Annotated in this window: 20 protein-coding genes; 2 read left to right on the top strand and 18 right to left on the bottom strand. The window is 40.2% G+C overall.

Features of this window, described 5'->3' with window-relative positions; all coding sequences use genetic code 11:
- Position 1: 1 nt before the first annotated feature.
- Together glyQ and BAU15_RS14215 are read right to left on the bottom strand one after the other, a co-directional pair.
- Positions 2–916 carry a glycine--tRNA ligase subunit alpha gene (glyQ, locus tag BAU15_RS14220; RefSeq protein WP_161843388.1) on the bottom strand — a complete coding sequence of 305 codons (915 nt, stop codon included), beginning with the start codon at positions 914–916 and terminating at the stop codon, positions 2–4.
- A 338-nt stretch (positions 917–1,254) separates the two neighbouring features.
- Entirely contained in the window at positions 1,255–3,261 is a 2,007-nt protein-coding gene (locus BAU15_RS14215) for a beta-galactosidase (protein ID WP_161843387.1), read from the bottom strand.
- A 117-nt stretch (positions 3,262–3,378) separates the two neighbouring features.
- On the opposite strand from BAU15_RS14215, the gene BAU15_RS14210 reads away from it, so the two are divergent.
- On the top strand, positions 3,379–4,194 hold the full coding sequence (locus tag BAU15_RS14210) for an AraC family transcriptional regulator (RefSeq protein WP_161843386.1): 816 nt from the start codon (positions 3,379–3,381) through the stop codon (positions 4,192–4,194).
- Positions 4,195–4,266: 72 nt separating this feature from the next.
- On the opposite strand, the gene recO is transcribed toward BAU15_RS14210, so the two are convergent.
- The 9 genes from recO to BAU15_RS14165 all read right to left on the bottom strand — a co-directional run bounded on the left by recO (position 4,267) and on the right by BAU15_RS14165 (position 12,217).
- Positions 4,267–5,043 carry a DNA repair protein RecO gene (gene recO / locus BAU15_RS14205; RefSeq protein WP_161843385.1) on the bottom strand — a complete coding sequence of 259 codons (777 nt, stop codon included), beginning with the start codon at positions 5,041–5,043 and terminating at the stop codon, positions 4,267–4,269.
- Between the two features lie 95 nt (positions 5,044–5,138).
- Complete coding sequence (era, locus tag BAU15_RS14200) at positions 5,139–6,038, bottom strand: GTPase Era (protein ID WP_161843384.1); 900 nt, start codon at positions 6,036–6,038, stop codon at positions 5,139–5,141.
- An 18-nt stretch (positions 6,039–6,056) separates the two neighbouring features.
- Positions 6,057–6,491 (bottom strand): diacylglycerol kinase family protein, encoded by a 435-nt coding sequence (locus tag BAU15_RS14195; protein ID WP_420022129.1) that lies wholly within the window; start codon positions 6,489–6,491, stop codon positions 6,057–6,059.
- Complete coding sequence (gene ybeY, locus BAU15_RS14190) at positions 6,469–6,948, bottom strand: rRNA maturation RNase YbeY (RefSeq protein ID WP_161843383.1); 480 nt, start codon at positions 6,946–6,948, stop codon at positions 6,469–6,471. Before ybeY ends, BAU15_RS14195 begins: the two co-directional genes overlap by 23 nt.
- Positions 6,948–9,146, bottom strand: coding sequence for an HD family phosphohydrolase (locus BAU15_RS14185; RefSeq protein ID WP_161843382.1), 2,199 nt, complete (start codon positions 9,144–9,146; stop codon positions 6,948–6,950). Before BAU15_RS14185 ends, ybeY begins: the two co-directional genes overlap by 1 nt.
- A gap of 21 nt (positions 9,147–9,167) precedes the next feature.
- Positions 9,168–10,091, bottom strand: coding sequence for a PhoH family protein (locus BAU15_RS14180; protein ID WP_161843422.1), 924 nt, complete (start codon positions 10,089–10,091; stop codon positions 9,168–9,170).
- Positions 10,092–10,793: 702 nt separating this feature from the next.
- The gene (locus tag BAU15_RS14175; protein WP_161843381.1) at positions 10,794–11,243 is read right to left on the bottom strand and encodes a GatB/YqeY domain-containing protein; all 450 of its coding nucleotides are present in this window, start codon (positions 11,241–11,243) and stop codon (positions 10,794–10,796) included.
- 26 nt (positions 11,244–11,269) lie between these two features.
- The gene (gene rpsU / locus BAU15_RS14170) at positions 11,270–11,446 is read right to left on the bottom strand and encodes a 30S ribosomal protein S21 (RefSeq protein ID WP_002356740.1); all 177 of its coding nucleotides are present in this window, start codon (positions 11,444–11,446) and stop codon (positions 11,270–11,272) included.
- A gap of 342 nt (positions 11,447–11,788) precedes the next feature.
- Positions 11,789–12,217 (bottom strand): Fur family transcriptional regulator, encoded by a 429-nt coding sequence (locus BAU15_RS14165; RefSeq protein WP_161843380.1) that lies wholly within the window; start codon positions 12,215–12,217, stop codon positions 11,789–11,791.
- A gap of 91 nt (positions 12,218–12,308) precedes the next feature.
- On the opposite strand from BAU15_RS14165, the gene BAU15_RS14160 reads away from it, so the two are divergent.
- Positions 12,309–13,151, top strand: coding sequence for a pyruvate, water dikinase regulatory protein (locus BAU15_RS14160; protein WP_161843379.1), 843 nt, complete (start codon positions 12,309–12,311; stop codon positions 13,149–13,151).
- A gap of 78 nt (positions 13,152–13,229) precedes the next feature.
- Here BAU15_RS14160 and BAU15_RS14155 read toward each other — a convergent pair whose 3' ends face one another.
- The 7 genes from BAU15_RS14155 to BAU15_RS14125 form a co-directional block, all read right to left on the bottom strand.
- Positions 13,230–14,156: a homoserine O-succinyltransferase gene (locus BAU15_RS14155; protein ID WP_161843378.1), complete on the bottom strand. Its 927-nt coding sequence runs from the start codon at positions 14,154–14,156 to the stop codon at positions 13,230–13,232.
- A 1-nt stretch (position 14,157) separates the two neighbouring features.
- Complete coding sequence (locus BAU15_RS14150; protein WP_161843377.1) at positions 14,158–15,429, bottom strand: O-acetylhomoserine aminocarboxypropyltransferase/cysteine synthase family protein; 1,272 nt, start codon at positions 15,427–15,429, stop codon at positions 14,158–14,160.
- A gap of 86 nt (positions 15,430–15,515) precedes the next feature.
- Positions 15,516–16,379, bottom strand: a complete 864-nt coding sequence (gene thrB, locus BAU15_RS14145; RefSeq protein ID WP_161843376.1) for a homoserine kinase — start codon at positions 16,377–16,379, stop codon at positions 15,516–15,518.
- On the bottom strand, positions 16,376–17,434 hold the full coding sequence (gene thrC, locus BAU15_RS14140) for a threonine synthase (protein WP_161843375.1): 1,059 nt from the start codon (positions 17,432–17,434) through the stop codon (positions 16,376–16,378). The genes thrB and thrC overlap by 4 nt, the downstream gene beginning before the upstream one ends.
- 3 nt (positions 17,435–17,437) lie before the next feature.
- Positions 17,438–18,733: a homoserine dehydrogenase gene (locus BAU15_RS14135; RefSeq protein ID WP_161843374.1), complete on the bottom strand. Its 1,296-nt coding sequence runs from the start codon at positions 18,731–18,733 to the stop codon at positions 17,438–17,440.
- Between the two features lie 133 nt (positions 18,734–18,866).
- Positions 18,867–19,160 carry an ArsR/SmtB family transcription factor gene (locus BAU15_RS14130; protein ID WP_161843373.1) on the bottom strand — a complete coding sequence of 98 codons (294 nt, stop codon included), beginning with the start codon at positions 19,158–19,160 and terminating at the stop codon, positions 18,867–18,869.
- Between the two features lie 225 nt (positions 19,161–19,385).
- Positions 19,386–21,113, bottom strand: coding sequence for a phospho-sugar mutase (locus BAU15_RS14125; RefSeq protein WP_161843372.1), 1,728 nt, complete (start codon positions 21,111–21,113; stop codon positions 19,386–19,388).
- Between the last annotated feature and the right edge of the window lie 202 nt (positions 21,114–21,315).

Raw genomic sequence — 21,315 nt, 5'->3', positions numbered from 1 at the left:
CTTATTTGTCCTCCTTCAGTAATTTTTCTGCAGTTTCACGATCTAATAATGGATAAGCCAACTTTTTACGTTCTGCAACAAAGATTTTTGCGACAGCTTTGGCCATATTACGAATACGAGCCAGATAGCCAGCACGCTCAGTCACCGAAACTGCACCACGCGCATCCAGTAGGTTGAAGGTATGGCTACATTTTAGAATATAATCATAAGCTGGATGCACTAAACTTTCGTCAATACAACGTTTTGCTTCCGCTTCAAACTTACCAAAGTTTTCTAGTAACATTTCTTGATTACTGATTTCAAATGAGTATTTTGAATGCTCATATTCAGGCTGATTGAAGATTTCTCCGTATTTTACCCCTTGTGTCCATTCTAAATCGTAGACACTTTCGACTTCTTGAATATAAGAAGCTAGACGTTCTAAGCCATAAGTGATTTCAGACGTGACCGGTTTACAAGGTAGTCCACCGACTTGTTGGAAATAGGTAAATTGGGTGATTTCCATTCCGTTTAACCAGACTTCCCAGCCTAGACCAGCACAACCCATCGAAGGGTTTTCCCAGTTATCTTCAACAAAGCGAATATCATGTTCCAAAGGATCGATTCCTAATAAACGCAAGCTTTCCAAATATAATTCTTGAATATTTTCTGGAGAAGGTTTCATCACCACTTGGAATTGATGGTGTTGATATAGACGGTTAGGATTTTCGCCGTAACGACCATCTGCTGGACGTCTTGAAGGCTCTACATAAGCCGCATTCCAAGGCTCAGGTCCAATCGCACGAAGGAATGTATAAGGACTCATGGTCCCTGCCCCTTTTTCCGTATCATAAGATTGCATTAGCATACAACCATTTTCTGACCAAAATTTCTGTAATGTGAGAATCATTTCTTGTACAGTTAGTTTCTTACTCATTTGTCTACCTCCTATTGGTTTGTTTGAGAATAAAAAAAGTCCCTATGCCTCGATTAGAGACATAGGGACGAAAATTCATTCGCGGTTCCACCCTACTTCCGAAAATAATTCGGCAGCTTCATTCTGTGTACTCACAAGTGCCCAAGCATAAAAATTACTCGCATCTGGCTTCCACTCTCCCAGACTCGCTGTGCGTTCTTTTTTAGCTATTTCTTGCTCAACGTACGATTCGATATGTTTAATAATAGTCCGAAAGCAAAGCCTTTGTCAACCAATTTTCATGAAATTTCAGAAAGTTACGTATAACTATGGGCAGAACGCTAGAAAGATAATTTAGTTTAGGCTTTAATCACAAACGTATCATACTGTTGTAGGGATGTTTGCTCAGTTAAAGCTTGACCAGTCAATAGATCAGTTTTTCCGACAAAGCTAGTTGGCAGCGTGTGCGCCTCTTCATGGAAGTTCATCACAAAGTAGAATTTATCGGTCGCAGTTTCTCGTAGCACAACTTCTAACTCAGTTTTTTCTTCAAGAATAGCTGTAACGGCCGCTGATTCGACAGCTAATGCTAAACAATGATCTAAGCTTTCTGCATCCAATTCTGTTCCGATATAGTAGACAGTTCCTTTGCCAAAATTATTTTTAGTCACAACCGGCGTGTTTGCATAGAAGTTGCTTGTATAGTTTGCTAAGACCTCAGCTGTCTCTGGATGAATAATGTCACACAATAAACGACTTGTGCCTTCTTCACCTGAGGCAAATTTCACGCTATTGGTTTGTTCGGGTGCTAGTGCATCAATCTCTTCCACCCAGACACCCGCTAATTTTCTCAACGGTCCAGGATAGCCACCTAGGTGAACATTATCTGATTCACCAACGATACCGCTCATGAAAGTCGTAACGAATGTGCCGCCTGCTTCAACAAATGCTTCAATGGTTTCTTGCATGCCCTCTTTGACCATATATAAGACAGGTGCGACCACTAATGAGTAGCCAGTCAAATCATCCTCAGCTGACACGAAGTCGACAGCGATATTTTGATCATAGAAATAACGATAATATTGATGAATTTGATCGACATATTTTAAATCTTTATTCGGACCACTGGTATATTCTAGCGCCCAGTAGTTTTCCCAATCAAAGAGAATTGCCACACGGCTAGCATTTTTAGCGCCGAGTAATGAATCGCCAAATGCCGCAAGCTCAGCTCCTAGTTGTGCCGTTTCACGGAAGACCCGCGTATTCTCTGTTCCCACATGTTCAATCACTGCCCCATGGAATTTTTCACAGGCGCCCACTGAACGACGCAATTGGAAATATTGGATTGTGTCCGCTCCATGTGCCACCGTCTGATAACTTTGGGCACGCATTTGGCCTGGTTTTTTCAATGAGTTATACGGCTGCCAATTTTGTTGGCTTGGTGTTTGTTCCATCAACATAAACGGCTCTTTTTTCAGACTACGCATTAAATCGTGGGTTAAAGCAACATAACTCCAAGGCGTATTATAGGAAGGATAGCTGTCCCATGAAACGATATCCATTTCTTTTGCCCATTTGAAATAATCTAAAATTTTATAGGTCCCCATCAAGTTGGTAGTTACTGGCGTTGTTGCGTCGTATTGACGGATAGCATCACGTTCCATTTTGAAATTATTTAACATACCATCCGAGTTAAAGCGGCGGTAGTCAATGGAAATGCCGGCAAACGCGGTATTATCGTAATCAATCCCGTCACCAAGCGCGTTAGGTAAAACAATCTCATCCCATTCATAGATGGTATGGCCCCAAAATTCTAGATTCCAGGCTTTATTTAAGGCTTCGATTGTTTGATAACGATCTTTGGCCCACACGCGGAAAGCTTTCTCACAATTTTCACAGAAGCATTCGCCACCATATTCATTATTGATGTGCCAACAAGTCACGCGTGGATTCGCACCGTAACGTTCAGCCAATTTGCCCGCTAATTTACCCGCATATTTTTGATAGACTAGACTATTCGGACAAGCGTTATGACGTTGACCAAATTTGTGATGGCGTCCTTCAAAATCAGTCCGACCCACTTCCGGATATTTTTTGAACATCCACGCAGGTAAAGCTGCAGTTGAAGTGGCAAGCACGATATCGTAATTTTCTTTTGTGAGCATATCGATCACTTCATCTAATTCGTCAAAGTAGTATTCGTTCTCTGAAGGTTGTATTTTAGCCCATGAGAAAACGTTGACCGTCGCACTATTTATTTTTGCATCTTTAAAAATGCGCATATCTTCCTGCCAAACCTCTTTTGGCCATTGATTTGGGTTATAATCGCCCCCGAATAACATACGATTAAAAAATTGTTTTGTCATAAGTCGTTGCTCCTTTATCATTTGATTATCTTAATTATAGAAGCGATTTCAATTGTGAAGTATAATATGTTAAACTATTGAATATAAGAAATCGAAACAAAAAAAGGAGTTTGCAATATGCCGGTCTATTATAATTTAACCTATCAAGATAATCCCTTTTCCATCGATAGCATTGGTTCACATTGGGAACAGCCCACGGTTAGTCGCCCTTCAGGTTATCCCTACTATCATTGGATGCAAACTGAGTCCGGCGTAGGTGAAATAAATTTAGAGGGAAAGAGAATTATTTTGAAAGAAGGCCAAGGCATTTTGATTGCACCCTTTGTTCCCCATCACTATTTTGCCCATCGTTCATCGGAATGGATTACTTCATTTGCGACATTTAATGGGAGTTTAGCCAATGAGATTGCCCAAATTGTCGGAAAATCTCCCTATCTCTTGGCGGAAGAACAACCCTACTTTTCCTTTTTTCAGTGGGTGGAAAATCAAATTCACTACCAAGTCAGTAATCCTTCAACAGATTCAGTCGAATTGTCGATTGCTTGTTATCAATTCTTGATGCAGCTGAGTCGCTTTCAAGATCAGCACGCGAATCAAAAACATGAGCTATATCTAACTTACATTCAACCAGTAATTGAAGAAATTGAAACAAACTATAAAGAAACAGTAACTGTCGAAGAGTTAGCTGAAAAAGTTTTCGTCAGCCCACAATACCTCTCACGATTATTTCAACGATTTTTAGGTATGTCGACCTATACCTTCTTATTACGCTATCGACTTAACAAAGCCAAAGAATTACTCATTAATCGTCAAGAATTAGAAGTTCAACAAGTCGCCTATCTGGTCGGCTTCAAAGACACCAGCCATTTTGTGGCTTCCTTCAAAAAAGAAAGCAAGTATACGCCATTAGAATTTCGACGACTGCATCGGTAGTATTGCTTCTATATAAAAAAACATAAACAGCGATGCCTCTTCGGTCATCGTCGTTTATGTTTTTTGCACTAATTACTCTTCTTTTTTTGTTAGCATCCCTTCCCAGGATTTCATTTGATCAATGAATTTTTTGCTTTTCAAATGAATTCCGACATACTCATCATAAAGAGCATCAATAAATTGGCGGATTTGGGCTTTTGTTTCCTCTTTGACATTAACTTCTTGCAATTTATCATAGGAGATGGCTGAAAACATTCGGACAAGATGAACAGCCCGTGGATCAGCGTGATAGCGATGATCATCAGCAGACCAATGGTTTTGACATAAGACACCATTATATTTTGAGGAATAATCAAACTTTCCTTGGGTTTGTCCGCAGATGACACACTGATTCCAAGTTGGTGAGACACCAAATCGTTGTAAGAGTTGCACTTCAAAGATATTCGTGACAATTTCAGCGTCCACGTCGGTATTCATTAAAGTCAATGCTTGGTGAAGAAAGTGATAGAGATGCGGATCATAGACACGATCATCAATGGCAGCATCTACGAGGTTTAATAAATACGTACCATAGCCACTCAAAAAAATATCCTCTTGGAGTTTCCGGAAACCTTGAATTTCCTTCGCACTATTCAGAAATGATAGACCTTCCTGCCTGAAGTCACCCATATAGATAGCTTCTGTAAAAGGAATCAGCGCAGGTGTTAAAGGATTGTTCTGTCGATGGGCACCCTTGACGTAAAACATCATTTTCCCAGCAGACTCAGTAAATATTTTAACTAATTTATCTTTTTCTTTGTGGTTCCGACTAAAAAGAATGATTCCTTTTGATTCAACCAGATGACTCATGACCTTCCTCCTTCCATCAATCAAAAAGAAAGACTGAGACACAATCGATTGATTTGCGTAGCAGTCTACTCTTTTTTTATCTATTGAGATACAAATTAATATTCATCTTTTCTATACCCAAAATCTTGTAGGTATGTTTGTTTATCTCGCCAATTTTTTTGGACTTTGACCCAGACTTCTAAAAAGACTTTGTCGCCTAATAAAACTTCAATATCTTTACGGGCTTTTGTGCCAATTTGTTTAAGCATTTTGCCGCCTTTACCAATAACAATCCCTTTTTGGCTATCTCTTTCAACAATAATCGTCGCTAAAATACGAACTTTATCATTCTCATCGCGCTGCATTTTGTCGACAACCACCGCTACAGAGTGAGGAACTTCATCTCTCGTCAACTCTAAAACTTTTTCACGGATTAATTCAGAAACGATAAAGTATTCAGGATGGTCAGTTACTTGATCATCAGGGAAATATTGTGGGCCTTCTGGCATACGATCAACTAGGATATCCATTAATCGATCGACATTGTTTCCTTCAGCTGCTGAGATGGGTACGATTTCCGTGAAGTCCATCTGTGAGGTATAGTCCTCGATAATTCCTAATAAACGATCTGGATGAACCTTATCGATTTTGTTAATGAGTAGAAAGACCGGTGAAGAAACATTCTTCAACCGCTCGATGATGAAATCATCGCCGCGGCCACGTTTTTCGTCAGCACTAATCATGAAAAGCACAGCATCGACTTCGCGTAAGGCGCTATAGGCTGCCTCTACCATGAAATCGCCTAAGCGATGTTTTGGTTTATGAATTCCCGGTGTATCGATGAACACCATTTGTGTGTCGGTGGTTGTATAAACCCCTTGAATTTTATTTCTAGTTGTTTGTGCCTTGTCGCTCATGATCGCAATTTTTTGCCCCACAATACGGTTTAATAACGTTGATTTGCCAACGTTTGGTCTGCCTACAATCGCAACAAACCCTGATTTATGTGTAGTCATAGTGCCTCCCTTAGTTATTTAACGAAAAATAAGTTGATATAGTTTGGGGATAAAAATAATCGCCCCGATGCATGCTGCAAATAATGCAGTTAGTAAAACGGCTCCTGCGGCCATGTCTTTGACTCGTTTGCCGATAGGATGAAAATGAAAATCGGTGACCATGTCTACGACATTTTCAAAGATGGTATTGATTATTTCAACAACGAAAACTAAAAAGACAGCTAATAGTAACCAGAGCCATTCCATTTGAGAAAGCTGAAAGATAAAGCCAGCTAGAATAGCAAGAAGGCCGAACAGTCCGTGCTTGCGCATGTTTCGTTCTTCTTGGAAGACGGTCTTAATTCCATGAATGGCGAATTCAACCGAGCGAATAAAATGTTTATTTTTCTCGATGGTTTCATTCCCAATAGGTTCTTTATCAGGTGTCTGGTTATCTTTTGAGTCCATAGGCATCCAATATTTCTTTTTGTAGACCAAACATTTTTTCCTCGTCTTCAGGGATCATGTGGTCATAGCCATTGATGTGTAAAAATCCGTGGACAGAGAGAAACCCTAGTTCTCGTTCATAAGTATGACCGAATTCAGCTGCTTGCTCTGCTGCCCGCTCGATAGAGATCATAATATCGCCTAGATTTCTAGGGATCTCCATCTCATCTCCGTCTTCAAAAATAACTGGGATTTCATCTTCCCCTTCTTCCTCTAAGGCGAAACTGATGACATCTGTCGGTGCATCTTTGCCGCGATAGTCACGGTTGATAACCTGGATTGCTGCATTGTCCATAAAAGTGACCGACATTTCTGTGTCTTCAGGAAGGGAAAGGTAATCCGCTGCAAATTGCAGCAGATTATCAATTTCTTTTATCTTTTCTTCAGAAACTTTGCTTGTCTCATCAATAAAAGTAATATCCATTAGGCATCTCTTCTTTCTTGTTCTTCTTTCATTTTCTCCGCTTCAGACTTCATTTTCGGATATTTAATACGTGAGTGGAAGGTACTGCTTAAGCCATTAATTAATGATTTTTCCACTTTACGAATTTCCTTCAAAGTCAATCCAGAATCATCTAATTGGCCATCGAGAATCCGACTTTCGATTAGGTCAGCGACAAATTTTTCGATTTTTTCATTGGTCGGATGATCCATTGCTCGCACGGCTGCTTCGCAACTATCTGCGATGTTAACAATGCCTGCTTCACGAGATTGTGGACGTGGACCTGGGTAACGAAATTGTTCTTCCGTAACCTCTGGATTTCTTTCTTTTGCTTTCACATAAAAATAACGCATTAAAGTTGTACCATGATGCTGTTTACAAATATCGATAACCATTTCAGGCATCCCATATTCTTCAAGAATTTTTGCCCCATCAATCACGTGACCAAAAATAATCTGCTTGCTATCTTCAGGTAATAAGAAATTATGGGGATTTTCAGCACCCGCTGGCAGATTTTCCACAAAGAAGTTTGCATGTTTAATTTTACCAATATCATGATAGTAACAAGCCACTCGAGTGAGCAAAGAGCGCCCGCCAATTTCGGCGACTGCATTGGCACTTAAATTCGCCACCATCATACTGTGGTGATACGTACCAGGTGCTTCTTCTAATAACTGTTTCAATAATGGATGATTAGGATTACTTAACTCATTTAAAACAATCATACTATCGTCTGTAATCATTAATTCGATATAGGGATGTAAGCCCATGGTCAATAAGAATGACAGTAGGCAGCCGGCTAAGCCACAAACAAGTGCGGTCCAAGTTTTCCCATCACTAAAACTCATTCCTTGATAGATTGTTAATATAGCATTCATCAAGACGGGGAAAATAACGACCCACATGACGGCTGGCCAACCTTGCTCAGAAATTCTCTGATGTTTAACTACTGTGGCCATTAAACCAGCAAATAAATAAGTAATTAAAGTAATTACTAAGAAGTTGGTTCCAATGGAGTCATAGAATACAAACAAGGCAAAAACCACTTGAAAGAGTGCTGCCACAACCCCTGCTCGCCTATTTAAGAAATAGCTGAGAACAAGTGGCGTAAAGGCTGCCGGGAAAAAGAGGGAAATATACATAAGCTGTTCCGATTGAAACATTTGGAAAAATTTCATTAGAACAACGCTCATCGCCATAGCCCCTACGTAAAAGAAGATAAAGCTTTGTTGCTGATCCTCTTGGAATTGGTGCGTAAAATAGAGTAATACTAAAATTTGCATAACAATCGTTAGGAATAGTGCCACTAACGGGAAAATTGACGTATTGGTACTCGTCAATCCTAACAATTTTAATTTTTCGATGGCGTTGGCATCTATTTGACTACCTTCACGGACAATTACTTCCCCTTGAATAATCATTACAGGGAGAACCGCTTGTCGTGCTGCTTCACGCAATTCTTCCGTACGTTTTTCGTTTGGAAAGTCATTAACCACGATACCAAGGTTAAGTAAATAACGAATATCTTGTTGCTGTGCAGCAGTAATATTTAAATATTGTAGTTTATCAGTTGCTTCTTGTTGGAAATTTTCGAGATCATTTTCACGAATCTGTTTAGCCATTTGCTCATCAATTAAGGCTAGACTTTCTGTTCGAATGGTCGCAATTTCCTCAGCGGGCATCATCATAATGGTTTGATAGAACTGATTGGGTAATTTTTGATATAAAGCAACATCCTCATCATTAGCCCCTTCAAATTCTTTCTTTAAGGCCGCCACTCGTTCGTCCGCTGTTGGTTTTGGTACGTTGGTTCCGGACTTAGCTTTGTCAACTTTTTCCTGATATTCCTGATCCACTTGGTTATTTGTCTTTGTAATTAAGGCAAATAGATTATCCAAACGATCATGCTGTTGGCCTGCTAAATCCTCTTGGTAACTGTATTCGGGTGTGACTGCCTCGGCAGCCAACTTACGTTTCTGTTGCGTTTCAGCAGTATTCTCAATCGTCTTATTGGCGCGAATACTTTCTGTCGCCACTTGACCTTCTTTGTAATCAACGGCTTTTTGTTTGACGCTACTGAATGTAATAGCGAATAAAAAGAGAGCAAAAAGAATTAATACGCTGGGCAAAAAGAAGTGTCCTAGCTTCTCTCGTATCTTTAAAACGGTTCTATTAAACACTTATTTACCTCCTACTTCTTCTCAGTCTTTCGGATCCTGTCGCAAGCTTTCTTTTTCGTAAGCTTGGATAATCTCAGCAACAACAGGATGACGAACGACATCGCTTGCTTCAAACGTCACAAAATCAATTTTTTTGATTGATTTTAATGTTCGCTCGGCATGGATTAATCCACTCATAACCCCTCGCGGCAAATCAATCTGGCTACTATCGCCATTGACGATCATCTTGGATTGGAAACCCAGACGAGTTAAAAACATTTTCATTTGAGCAATCGTCGTATTCTGTGCCTCATCAAGAATGACAAAGGCATCATCTAACGTTCGGCCACGCATGTAAGCAAGCGGCGCAATCTCAATGACCCCTCGCTCCATTAAACGATTGGTATGTTCTGTTCCAAAAATTTGGTAAAGAGCATCGTAGACGGGACGTAGATAGGGATCAACTTTTTCTTTTAAATCGCCAGGCAGAAAGCCGAGATTCTCTCCTGCTTCAACTGCTGGACGTGTTAAAATGATTTTTTGTACTTCACCTCTTTTTAAGGCTGCAATTGCCATAACCACAGCTAAAAAGGTTTTCCCAGTCCCAGCGGGTCCAATACCAAAGACCACATCATGCTTTTTGACAGAAGCAACATAATTTTTCTGTCCGATATTCTTAACACGAATTGGTTTGCCATGATGATCTTTGACAATCTCCTCTTCGTACATATCAACGAAATAATCCAATGTCCCTTTCCGAGCCATTTTAAGCGCCGTAACGACATCTGGTGTACTAATATGAATGCCTCGTTTAATCAACTCTTGTAGCATTCGGATGACGTCTGCGACTAAATCGACCTCATCAGGTTCTCCGATAATTTGAATCATCTCTCCACGCGTGTGAATATCAGTTTTTGTATTGTCTTCAAGAAATTTAATATGTTTATCGTGCGCGCCTAAAAGCATACTGATATCATCAGCTGCACCAAGTTTTATTTCCAAAGATTTTGACTCTTCTGCTGTCAAAAATGCGTCATCTCCTTTGATTTATATTCTTACCTATAATACCACATTCTCGGGAAAAGAAAAAATTTCCTATAGGAGAAAAGGCAAGTAAGACCCTTGTCTCTCAACAAATCGAAATAGTTAGAATAATAAGGAAGGAAGAGTGCCAAAAATTGGGTATGGGATAATGGACAACATAAAGTATCTTTACACTTAATTTTTTGAACTATGCACTTATTGGCGCCCTATTCTAATATGGTGAACTGCTCTGGTTTGCTTTATTGGATTACTCATAGTATTTTGGTGGATAATTGTGAAGGCTAGGAGCTTTTTAACTGAAGTGAAATGTACCATTTCACAAAATTGCCCTACGCATAGCATTCCGCTACTACTTGGTTCTGTATAAATAGAACTGCAAAGTAGATCATGCAACTAAATGTCCATGTATAAACGAGTCTGGCAGCTAGGGCCGGGTAAGGAATGAAAATGTCCCATTTTCTTTATTGGCCTACGCATACCATTCCACTAGTGCTAAGGTAATGAAGCGAACTGTTCCAGTTCATTCTATTGCCCTACGCATACCATTCTACTACTGCGATACTTGGTAAGTGGAACTGGCAAAAAAACACCACAGATCTGAATTCTGTGGTGTTTAGCTAATTCTTATTCGGGTTGCAAAAGTTCTTTGACGATTGCATTGACTTGATTGCCGTCTGCTTTGCCTTTTACGTGGGGCATTACAGCACCCATGACTTTGCCGAATTCTTTCGGCGAAGTGGCTCCGGTTTTGGCAATTGCCGTTGTAACGATTTGACGAATTTCTTCTTCAGAAAGTTGCTCAGGCATGTATTTCTCAACAATCACAATCTCACTTTTGACTTTAGCTGCTAAATCATCGCGCCCCGCTTTTTCAAACTCTGATAAAGAATCACGGCGTTGTTTCATTTCGCGAGACAACACTGTTAGTTCTTCTTCTCCGTTCAATTCGTGGCCTACTTTGATCTGCTCGTTTTGAATGGCTGCTTTTAACATACGAACGACTTGCAAGGTTTCCTTGTCTTTCGCCTTCATCGCAGTTTTCATGTCCTCATTCAATGTACTTAGTAGTGACACACTACCAGCTCCAATTCATCGAAAAACTAGAATTTTTTACGTTTTCTAGCTGCTTCAGATTTTTTCTTACGCTTTACGCTTGGTTTTTCGTAGAATTCACGTTTACGAGATTCTTGTAAAGTACCCGCTTTTGACACGGAACGTTTGAAGCGACGAAGAGCATCGTCAAGAGATTCGTTTTTACGAACGACTGTTTTTGACATGTTAATTCCCTCCCTCCGAGCTTAAAAAGTAACCGTTTTTGCTATTGAAAGTTAATACCTCAAAAAACAAGACTGTCCTTAAAATATTATATCGAATGCCCCTCAGACCGTCAAGGTATTATGGGAAAGTTTTGTTAATTATTCGCTTATCTATGAGAATAATCGTAGAAATCGGTGGGATTCTTAGAAAACAGACGATTTTTTTACCGATTATTTGCTAAAATAGAGACGCATTTTTGAGAATTTTAGAACTAAAGTTATTTTTTTGAAGTTTCTTCGAAAAATTATGTTCAAAAAAAGAAAGCAATTAATTCATCGCCTTCTTTTTTCTTAGAGCTAAATTTACTGACATTCTTCACAGCGACCTAAAATTTCAAAACGGTGCCCTTCTATCGTGCAGCCTGAAAGTTGCTCTTCAAAAAAGTTCATCGGGCACATATGAATTTCTTTGGTTTTTCCACAAACGGTGCAAATAAAATGGTGATGATGGCCGACATTTCCTTGGCAGCAATGGAAACGAAACTTCATTTCACCATTAAGGTCCGTCTCTTCTAATAAATCGAGTTCGGAAAAGTCATGGAGATTTCGGTAAATCGTATCGTAGCTTAACCCTGGAAAAGATTCCTGCATATAATGATGGACTTCTTTCGCTGAGACATAGCGATTTCTCTTAATCAGATAGGTCAGTAAAGCTTCCCGCTTTTTAGTATATTTCAGCCCATTATCTTTTAAGCAATCCAGCGATTGTTGGATGAGCGTTTGTTGATTCATTCGAATTCCTCCTAAATCAAAATCGTTCCGACTTACATTTTCGATTTTATGGTATAATAAATTATCAAATTTTGCAAGCGAGGTTTTTATTATGACAGATGGAACAATGGAGATTGTCACGTTTTATGTAATTTCAGATTCAGCCGGCGAAACGGCCTCAAAATTGGCCCAAGCTTCGATGGCGCAGTACCCTTCCGTGGAGTTTAATTTATTCCGCAGAACGTTTGTCAACGACAAGGAGCTCTTATTAAAAGCATTAGAAGATGCAAAAGAAGAAAATGCAATGGTCTTACATACAATTATCAATGAAGAGCTCGTTAAGATTACCCATGAGTTTTGTGAACAGCATAGCTTGTTCAGCTTTGATGTACTCACACCGGCTGTCAGAGAAATCGAACAGCGCTCAGGTGTGGCACCTACTAGAGAACCAGGTGCATTACATCATTTGAACGAAAACTACTTCAAACGCATCAAAGCGATGGAATTTGCCGTAAAATATGACGATGGTAAAGATCCGCGTGGCTTTTTAGAAGCAGATGTCGTTTTACTTGGGGTTTCTCGTACGTCAAAAACACCATTAAGTTTATTTTTAGCCAATAAAAACTTAAAGGTAGCAAATCTGCCGCTTGTCCCACAAGCCCACATTCCAAAACAGATTTGGGAAGTTGATCCTAAGAAAATTGTTGGACTAACAAATGATCCTAATATTCTAAATAATATCCGAAAAGAGCGGATGAAATCATACGGATTAAATCCGGATACCGCCTATTCTGATATTGAAAAGATTAAAGCAGAACTAGTTTTTGCAAATGACTTATACCAAAAGCTCGGCTGCGAAGTGATTAACGTGGCGACTTTATCAATCGAAGAAACAGCCTCAATCATTTTAAATGCGCTGCACTTAGAAGATCATAGTTATTACGGTACGGTCTAAACACACGCAAGTAAAAAAATACGACAGCTCTTGTTGAGCAAGAGCTTGTCAATAAAAAGTGGACTGCACCTGAATTGCTCAGGTGACAGTCCACTTTTCTTGTTTAATATCTTCTAATTTGTAAGGAGTGAATTGATAAACATCATTCAGCCAGTTATGATACAACAGATTAGCATGTGCTCGCCAATTATTATTCACCTGCTGCTGATCTTTATCAACAAAATAATGAGCCGGTGGCAAAGTATCTAGCCCTTTATCCTGATCGCGAGCATATTCATTGGCTAGTGAGTCTGTGTCGTATTCAAAATGTCCTAAAACAAAAATATTTCGATAGTTTTCTGAGGCGATAATTGTCGCCCCAATTTCTTCTGAACGAGCTAATACAGATAATGAGGTCTCCTGCAATTTCAGTTCATCAATCCCTGTGTATCGCGATTGTGGGCAAAAGAAGAGATCATCAAAGCCACGCAATAAGCGAGGTTTACCAATTGGTTTTTGGCTATAGATACCAAATAATTTTTGGTCATATCTGACTTTTTCTATTTGATAATGGTGGTACAGACTGGCTTGTGCTCCCCAACAGATATGGAGTGTTGAGGTGACATTTGTCTGCGACCAATCCATAATTTGCTGCAATTCTTGCCAGTAGTTAACTTCTTCAAAAGCCAACGTTTCAATCGGTGCTCCTGTAATAATCAAGGCGTCGTAACACTGGTCTTTAATCTGCTCAAACTCTAAGTAAAACTTTTTTAGATGATGCAGACTGGTATTTTTATGCACATGACTGGTGATTTTGAGAAATTCCACGTCAATTTGAAGCGGTGTTTGACTGATTAATCGGAGCAATTGCGTTTCTGTATCAATTTTATTAGGCATCAAATTCAGAACTAAAAGTTTCAACGGGCGGATATCTTGCTGCCGAGCCCGCTCATCTTGAATCGCAAAAATATCTTCTTTTTCGAGAATTTGCTTTGCTGGAAAATCATCTAATAATTTAATTGGCATATTATTGCTCCAAAGAAGCGAATGCTTGCGCTAAATCAGCTAAGATATCTTTACTGTTTTCAATCCCACAAGAAATTCGGATTAAGCCTGCTGAAATACCTGCTGCATCTAGTTCTTCGTCACTCAATTGACGATGTGTCGAAGTGGCTGGGTGTAGTGCACAAGTCCGAATATCAGCCACATGGACTTCTAAGCTGACAAGTTCCAGTTTATCTAACCAAGCAGCAGCGACTTCTTTGCCCCCGTTAATTGTGAATGAAATAACGCCGCAAAGCCCATTAGGGACATATTTTTGAGCTAATTCATATTGAGAATCAGTTGCTAATCCAGGATAAGAGACTGTTGAAACATGAGACTGTTTTGCTAAAAATTCAGCGACTTCAAGCGCATTTTGATAGTGACGATCCATCCGGACAGCCAACGTTTCCATTCCAAGGTTTAATAAAAATGAATTATGCGGTGACGGCGTAGCCCCTAAATCTCTCATTAATTGGACACGAGCTTTAGTAATATAGGCAGCGTTGCCAAACGTTTCTGTATAGACTAAGCCATGGTAAGTTACATCCGGTTCGCTAAGCTGCGGGAATTTCCCATTGGTCCAATCGAAATTACCGCTATCGACAATCACGCCCCCTGTTTGTACGGCATGGCCATCTAGGTATTTGGTGGTGCTATGGATAACAATATCCGCGCCATATTCAATCGGCCGACAGAAATAAGGCGTTGCGAAGGTATTATCGATGAAAAAAGGAACGTCTGCTTCATGGGCAAAGGTTGCAAACTTTTCGATATCTAAAACGGCCATAGCAGGATTAGCAATGGTTTCGGCGAAGACTGCTTTAGTATTTGGCTGAAGCGCTTTTTTCAATTCATCTAAGGAAGCTGTTTGGTCGACAAAGGTCACTTCAATGCCCATTTTTTTGAAGGTATGAGCGAATAAGTTGAAGGTTCCGCCATAAATTAAATTAGAAGAAACGAAGTGATCCCCCGCTTCTAAAATATTCAGTAAAGCAAAAAAGGTCGCCGCTTGTCCAGAAGCTGTGCATAAAGCGCCAACGCCGCCTTCCAACGCTGCAATTTTTTGTTCAGCTGCGTCTGTTGTCGGGTTTGCGAGGCGTGTATAAAAATAACCAGCTTTTTCTAAATCGAATAATTTACCAATCTCCTCAGTTGAATCATAAGTATAGGTAGTACTTTGAACGATTGGCATCACTCGAGGTTCTCCATTTTTTGGCTGGTACCCCGCGTGTAGACATTTTGTTTCAAATTCCATAATAACGTCCTCCATTTTTTGTTTTTTTGTAAAAAAAGGCGGTAAGTAATCCCGTACTTACCTAGCCTTTTTATTAGAAAAATTTGTTAGAAAACTTGCACACCTTCTGTATCAACGTGTAACAAATTAATTTGTGCTTTCTCATCGAGTTGCGTTAATCGTGTAATTAGCGCTGCGGTTTTGTCTTCAGGTGTTAAGACGAGAACAGTCGGTCCTGCTCCACTTAGAAAGGCTGCATAACCGCCTTCTTCATGACAAATTTCACGAATCTCCTTCAGATGAGGAACTAGATGTAGGCGGTGATTCTCATGCCATTTATCTTTTTCCATCATGACGCCAGCCAAAGGCAAATTGCCATTTAAAATAGCTGCAATCATCACGTTAGCAATTCCGCTTGCTTCGACTGCTTCGCGATAGTCAATCGTTTCTGGTAAAACACTGCGGCTTTCGGTAGTCAGTAGCTCATGACTAGGCACATAGGCCAGGACCTCACAGTCTGGGAAATGGTGCTTAACATAGCGCACATCCCCTTCTAAGAAACTTGCTACGACAAAATCGCCACAAATCGCTGGAGCAACATTATCCGGATGACCTTCGAGCTCAGTGGCAATTTGCACTTTATCTTTAATTGAAAGATTTAGATTCCCCAGTCGATTGGCTAACTCAATACCAGCGACGATTACAGAAGAACTGCTGCCTAAGCCACGCGCCAAAGGTATTTCTGAGGTCATCTTCAGTTTTTTTGGTGACAAATTAGGTGCGAGAGCCAACGCAGTTTGCAAAAGTAAGTTGGATTCATCTGTCGGTATTTCATCAGAAAGATCATGTTCGATGACCCAAGTGTCTGTATCCTCGCCAATCTCAATAAATAAGTATTCAGACAAAGCGATACCGCAGGAATCAAATCCTGGACCTAAGTTTGCGCTCGTTGCAGGGACCCGAATTTTCATAGTTTCGCGACTCCTTCACGTAAGTGCATGCGCATTTCTTCTAAATCACTCATTTTCGAAATTTTAACATCGGTTGCGTTAATCGCTGTATCTGGATCTTTTAGGCCATTACCAGTAAAGACGGTCACGACTGTTTCACCTGGTTTAATTTTGCCAGATTTGACATGTTGAATGACGCCAGCCAGTGAAGCAGCTGAACCTGGTTCAACAAAGACACCATCCTGGGCTGCAACTTTGCGGTAAGCATTCAAAATTTCTTCATCCGTCACGGCATCGATATAACCAGAAGATTCATCGCGGGCCGCTTCTGCTAAGGTCCAGCTGGCTGGATTACCGATCCGAATCGCTGTCGCAATCGTTTCTGGTTGTTCAACCACTTCGCCGCGAACAATCGCCGCTGCGCCTTCCGCTTCAAATCCGTGCATTCTCGGTAAGGTTGTTCCTTTGACTTCATGCCATTCTTTGAAACCTTTCCAATAAGCTGAAATATTTCCAGCATTTCCTACTGGAATCGCTAAAACGTCAGGAGCCTGTCCTAATTGTTCGCAGACTTCAAAAGCGGCCGTTTTTTGACCTTCTAAACGATACGGATTGACTGAATTCACTAAAGCCACAGCTTCTGTTTTGGCAATATCTCTCACAGCTTTCAAGGCTTCATCGAAGTTTCCTGGAATCGAGATAATATCCGCTCCGTAGACAATTGCTTGCGCTAATTTACCCATCGCGATTTTCCCATCAGGAATGACTACGTAAGCTTTGACGCCAGCACGTGTCGCATAAGCTGCTGCAGCGGCACTGGTATTCCCCGTCGAGGCACAGACAATCGCTTTGGCGCCTTCTTCAACTGCCTTAGCCACTGCCATCACCATCCCACGGTCTTTAAATGAGCCGGTCGGGTTTAATCCTTCATATTTTCCATAGAGCGTAATGCCTAATTCTTTTGACAAATTGTGTAAAGGAATCAGTGGTGTATTCCCCTCAGCCAAAGAAATCATCGGCGTTTTATCGGTAATTGGTAAATACTCTTTATATTGTTTTAATAATCCTTCGTACATTTACTATTCCCCCAAAACTTTCATCGTATTTTCTAAAGAAAATGAAGTCTTTTCGTTAATCTTAGTTAATACTTCATCTAATTTTTTCTTACTTGTCGTATGTGTAATCACAATCACACGCGCTGTTTTGCCATCAGATTTTTGTTGCACGACTTGGTCAAAACTAACATCTGCTTGATTCATAATCTCAGCTAACTGCAAGAATTGTCCGCGCTCATCAGGTACTTCTAAGGATAAGTAATATTTGCTGAAAATTTCTTCATCCCCTGTCAAATGCGTTTCATGACGATAAGCATTAAACATGTGACCAGTTGTTTTCAAACGAATATTTTTAGCAATCGTAATTAAATCACTAACCACAGAGGTTGCGGTCGGCTTAGCACCGGCGCCTGGGCCGTAGTACATTGACTCACCGACGCCTGAACTTTCGATGAAAACCGCGTTAAATTCGTTACTAACAGAAGCCAAAGGATGACTATTTGGGACCAACATCGGCGAAACTTCCACATGGATACTATCGCCCGTTTTCTGTGAAGCTCCGATTAATTTAATCTCATAGCCAAGTTGCTTCGCCATAGTCACATCTTCTAGCGACAAGCCACGAATCCCTTTGACCGAGACTTGCTCCATACCAATGTTCATTCCAAAAGCGAACTGGCTGAGAATAATCATTTTATACGCAGCATCGATGCCATCAACATCATTCGTTGGATCAGATTCCGCAAATCCCAAAGCTTGTGCTTCATCCAACGCTTCCTGATAACTCTTAGCGTGAGTCACCATCTGCGTTAACATGTAGTTGGTGGTCCCATTGACGATGCCTAAAACATTCGTGATGTCGTCGGCAGCTAAGCTATTGGCAATCGTGCGTAAAATGGGGATGCCCCCGGCTACACTGGCTTCATAATATAAATCGCAGTGATGTTTCTGTGCTAAGGCCACTAACTCGCCACCATGTTGAGCCAACAAATCTTTATTGGCAGTTACCACGTGTTTTCCCTTAGCTAAGGCTTGGGAAATGTAGGTTTTGGCAGGTTCAATTTTCCCCATCAATTCCACTACAATGGAGATTTCAGGATCGTCTAAAATTTCATCAATAGAAGCAGTCAATTGAATATCAAATTCGGCAGCTAAGGCTTTTTTAGACTCAACTTCAACGTCACGGACAAAAGCTTTTTCCACGACTAAATCCATTCCTGTCACCTGACGAATTTTTTCTTGATGGGCAATCAGTATTTCGGGTACGCCAGAACCGACAACACCCAGTCCTAGTAAACCAATTTTTAATTTTTCTTCCATACATCCTCCAAAAATAATATCTAGATTAGAAAACTATCATTTTATTTTAATCTTTACCGTTTCTAGTATACCCAAAAACAGTAAAAAAAACTAGAGTTTTCCTGAGAAAATCCAGAAAAAATCTAGCCTATTTCTAATGATGCTGCACGTGTTCAAATGTTTGATCTAAGATGTCTAAGACATGGTGGTCATCCAAGCTATACAGCATAGTTTTTCCCTCACGCTGTGCTTTTACCACACGGTTGTCACGTAGCAATTTTAGTTGATGAGAAACAGCCGACTGCTCCATATCAACCGCTTGACTAATCGCCGTCACATTTTGCTCACCTGATTTTAGAAAGAATAAAATTTTTAGACGTGTTGGATCGCTTAAGACCTTGTACAATTGACTGACTTTTTCAATGTCCTGTTGCGTTTTCTCGCGCACGCACGACCCCTCCTCTACTCAAATCATAAGTTATTGCTAAAACTAGTATAGCAGAATTTTTAAATTATTCGAGAAATTTGCTGAGTATTTCAACGGATTCTCAATAAAAACTCTCAGTTTTTCTCCAGCAATTCCCAAAAACGATACGAACGGGCGTAATGGTTTTTGACTGATGGAGTAACAGAGAGTTTTATTGATACATTTTACTATTGATTACTGTTAGCTTTAGCCTTCAGTAATTTGGTTAATACTTTGTTCGTAAGCCGCAATTTTTGCATCAGCGTCAGCTTGTGAGCTGCCTTTTACGCCAATGTAGAACTTGATTTTTGGTTCAGTTCCAGAAGGACGTACGGCAATCCAAGCTTCATCTTCAAGGACATATTTTAAAACATTTGACGGTGGCGTTGTTAATTTCTCAACCGCACCTGACGCGTCTGTTTTAGTCAATAATTGGAAGTCTTCAGTTTGAACGACTTTTACACCGGCAAATTCTTTCGGTGCTTCTTCACGGAATTTCGTCATCAAAGCGGCAATTTTCGCAGAGCCTTCGATCCCACTCATAGTGACAGAGATGGTTTTTTCAGCAAAATAGCCATACTCTTCGAACATCTCTTGAAGCGCATCGTAAAGTGTTTTGTCTTGTTTTTTGTAGAATGCTGCCACTTCAGCAAGTAAAACAAGTGCTTGAATCGCGTCTTTATCACGAACAAAAGATTTTACAAGGTAGCCGTAGCTTTCTTCAAAACCAAACATAAAGGTTTGCGTGCGATCTTCTTCAAATTGTTGGATTTTCTCAGCAATAAATTTGAAGCCTGTTAAGACGTTCAACATTTTTGTGTCATATTTTTTGGCAATCGCTGTCGGTAATTCACTTGAAACGATTGATTTCAAGACAGCTGCATTTTGTGGCAGTGTGCCTGCTTGTTTATGTGCCTCTAAGATATATTGAATCATTAAAGCCCCAATTTGGTTACCTGAAAGAACTTGGTAGCTGCCATTAGGTAAGCGAACAGCTGCTCCTAAACGGTCAGCATCAGGATCGGTCGCAATAAGTAAGTCAGCATTCTCTTTTTCACCTAAACGGATGGCATACTCAAAAGCAGAATGCTCTTCTGGATTTGGTGATTTAACGGTTGTAAAATCAGGGTCAGCAATCGCTTGTTCAGGGACTAGCTTGAATTGTTCAAAGCCCGCTTGTTTCAAAGCTTTTTCACCCAACATTTTACCTGTTCCGTGTAACGGTGTATAGATTAGTTTCAACGTCTTGCCCATTTCAGCAATAAGCTCAGTGTTGATAGTTACCGCTTTAACTTCTTTTAAATAAGCCGTATCGACTTCTTCACCGATGATGTTAACAAGACCACTATGTTTGACTTCTTCGTCAGATAAGACAGCCACTTCTAAAGGATTTTCAATGCCACGGACATAAGTTGTCAATGCATCCGCATCAGCTGGCGGCATTTGACCCCCATCTTCGCCATAAACTTTGTAGCCATTATAAGCTGCTGGATTGTGTGAAGCCGTAATCATAATTCCTGTAAATGCGTTCAAATGACGAACTGCAAATGAAAGCTCTGGTGTTGGACGTAAACTTTCAAATACAAAAGATGGAATATCATGTTTTGCTAAAGTTTTTGCCGCTTCCATCGCAAACTCTGGCGACATATGACGAGAATCATAAGCAATCGCCACACCACGACGTCTTGTTTCAGGATCCTGCGCATCCATAAAACGAGCTAATCCTTCAGTCGCTTGACGAATCGTATAAATGTTCATCCGATTAATTCCAGGACCTAAGATTCCACGCATACCAGCAGTTCCGAATTCTAAAGGCGCATAAAAAGCATCCTCCAACTGCTCAGGATCTTCTTTCAATGTATTTAATTGTTGTTTTAAATTTTCTTCAAGGCTTGCTTCATTCAGCCATTGTTCATAGACTTGTTCCCAAGACATGACACGACACCTCTTTCTCAAATATTATTTCTTATAAAGTATACCATTCATTATTTATATTTGAAAGACGACATTGCCAGTTGCCAGTTCCACTTGCCAAGTATCGTAGTAGTGGAATGGTATGCGTAGGACAATAAAGAAAATGGAACATTTTCATTCCGTACCCGTCCCTAGCTTGCCAGTTCTGCTAACCAAGTATCGT

Origin of the sequence: Candidatus Enterococcus huntleyi, assembly GCF_009933175.1 — a bacterium.
Classification (GTDB): domain Bacteria; phylum Bacillota; class Bacilli; order Lactobacillales; family Enterococcaceae; genus Enterococcus_K; species Enterococcus_K huntleyi.
The sequence above is the reverse complement of the archived record's forward strand: the minus strand, read 5'-3'. Positions and strand labels throughout refer to the sequence as shown.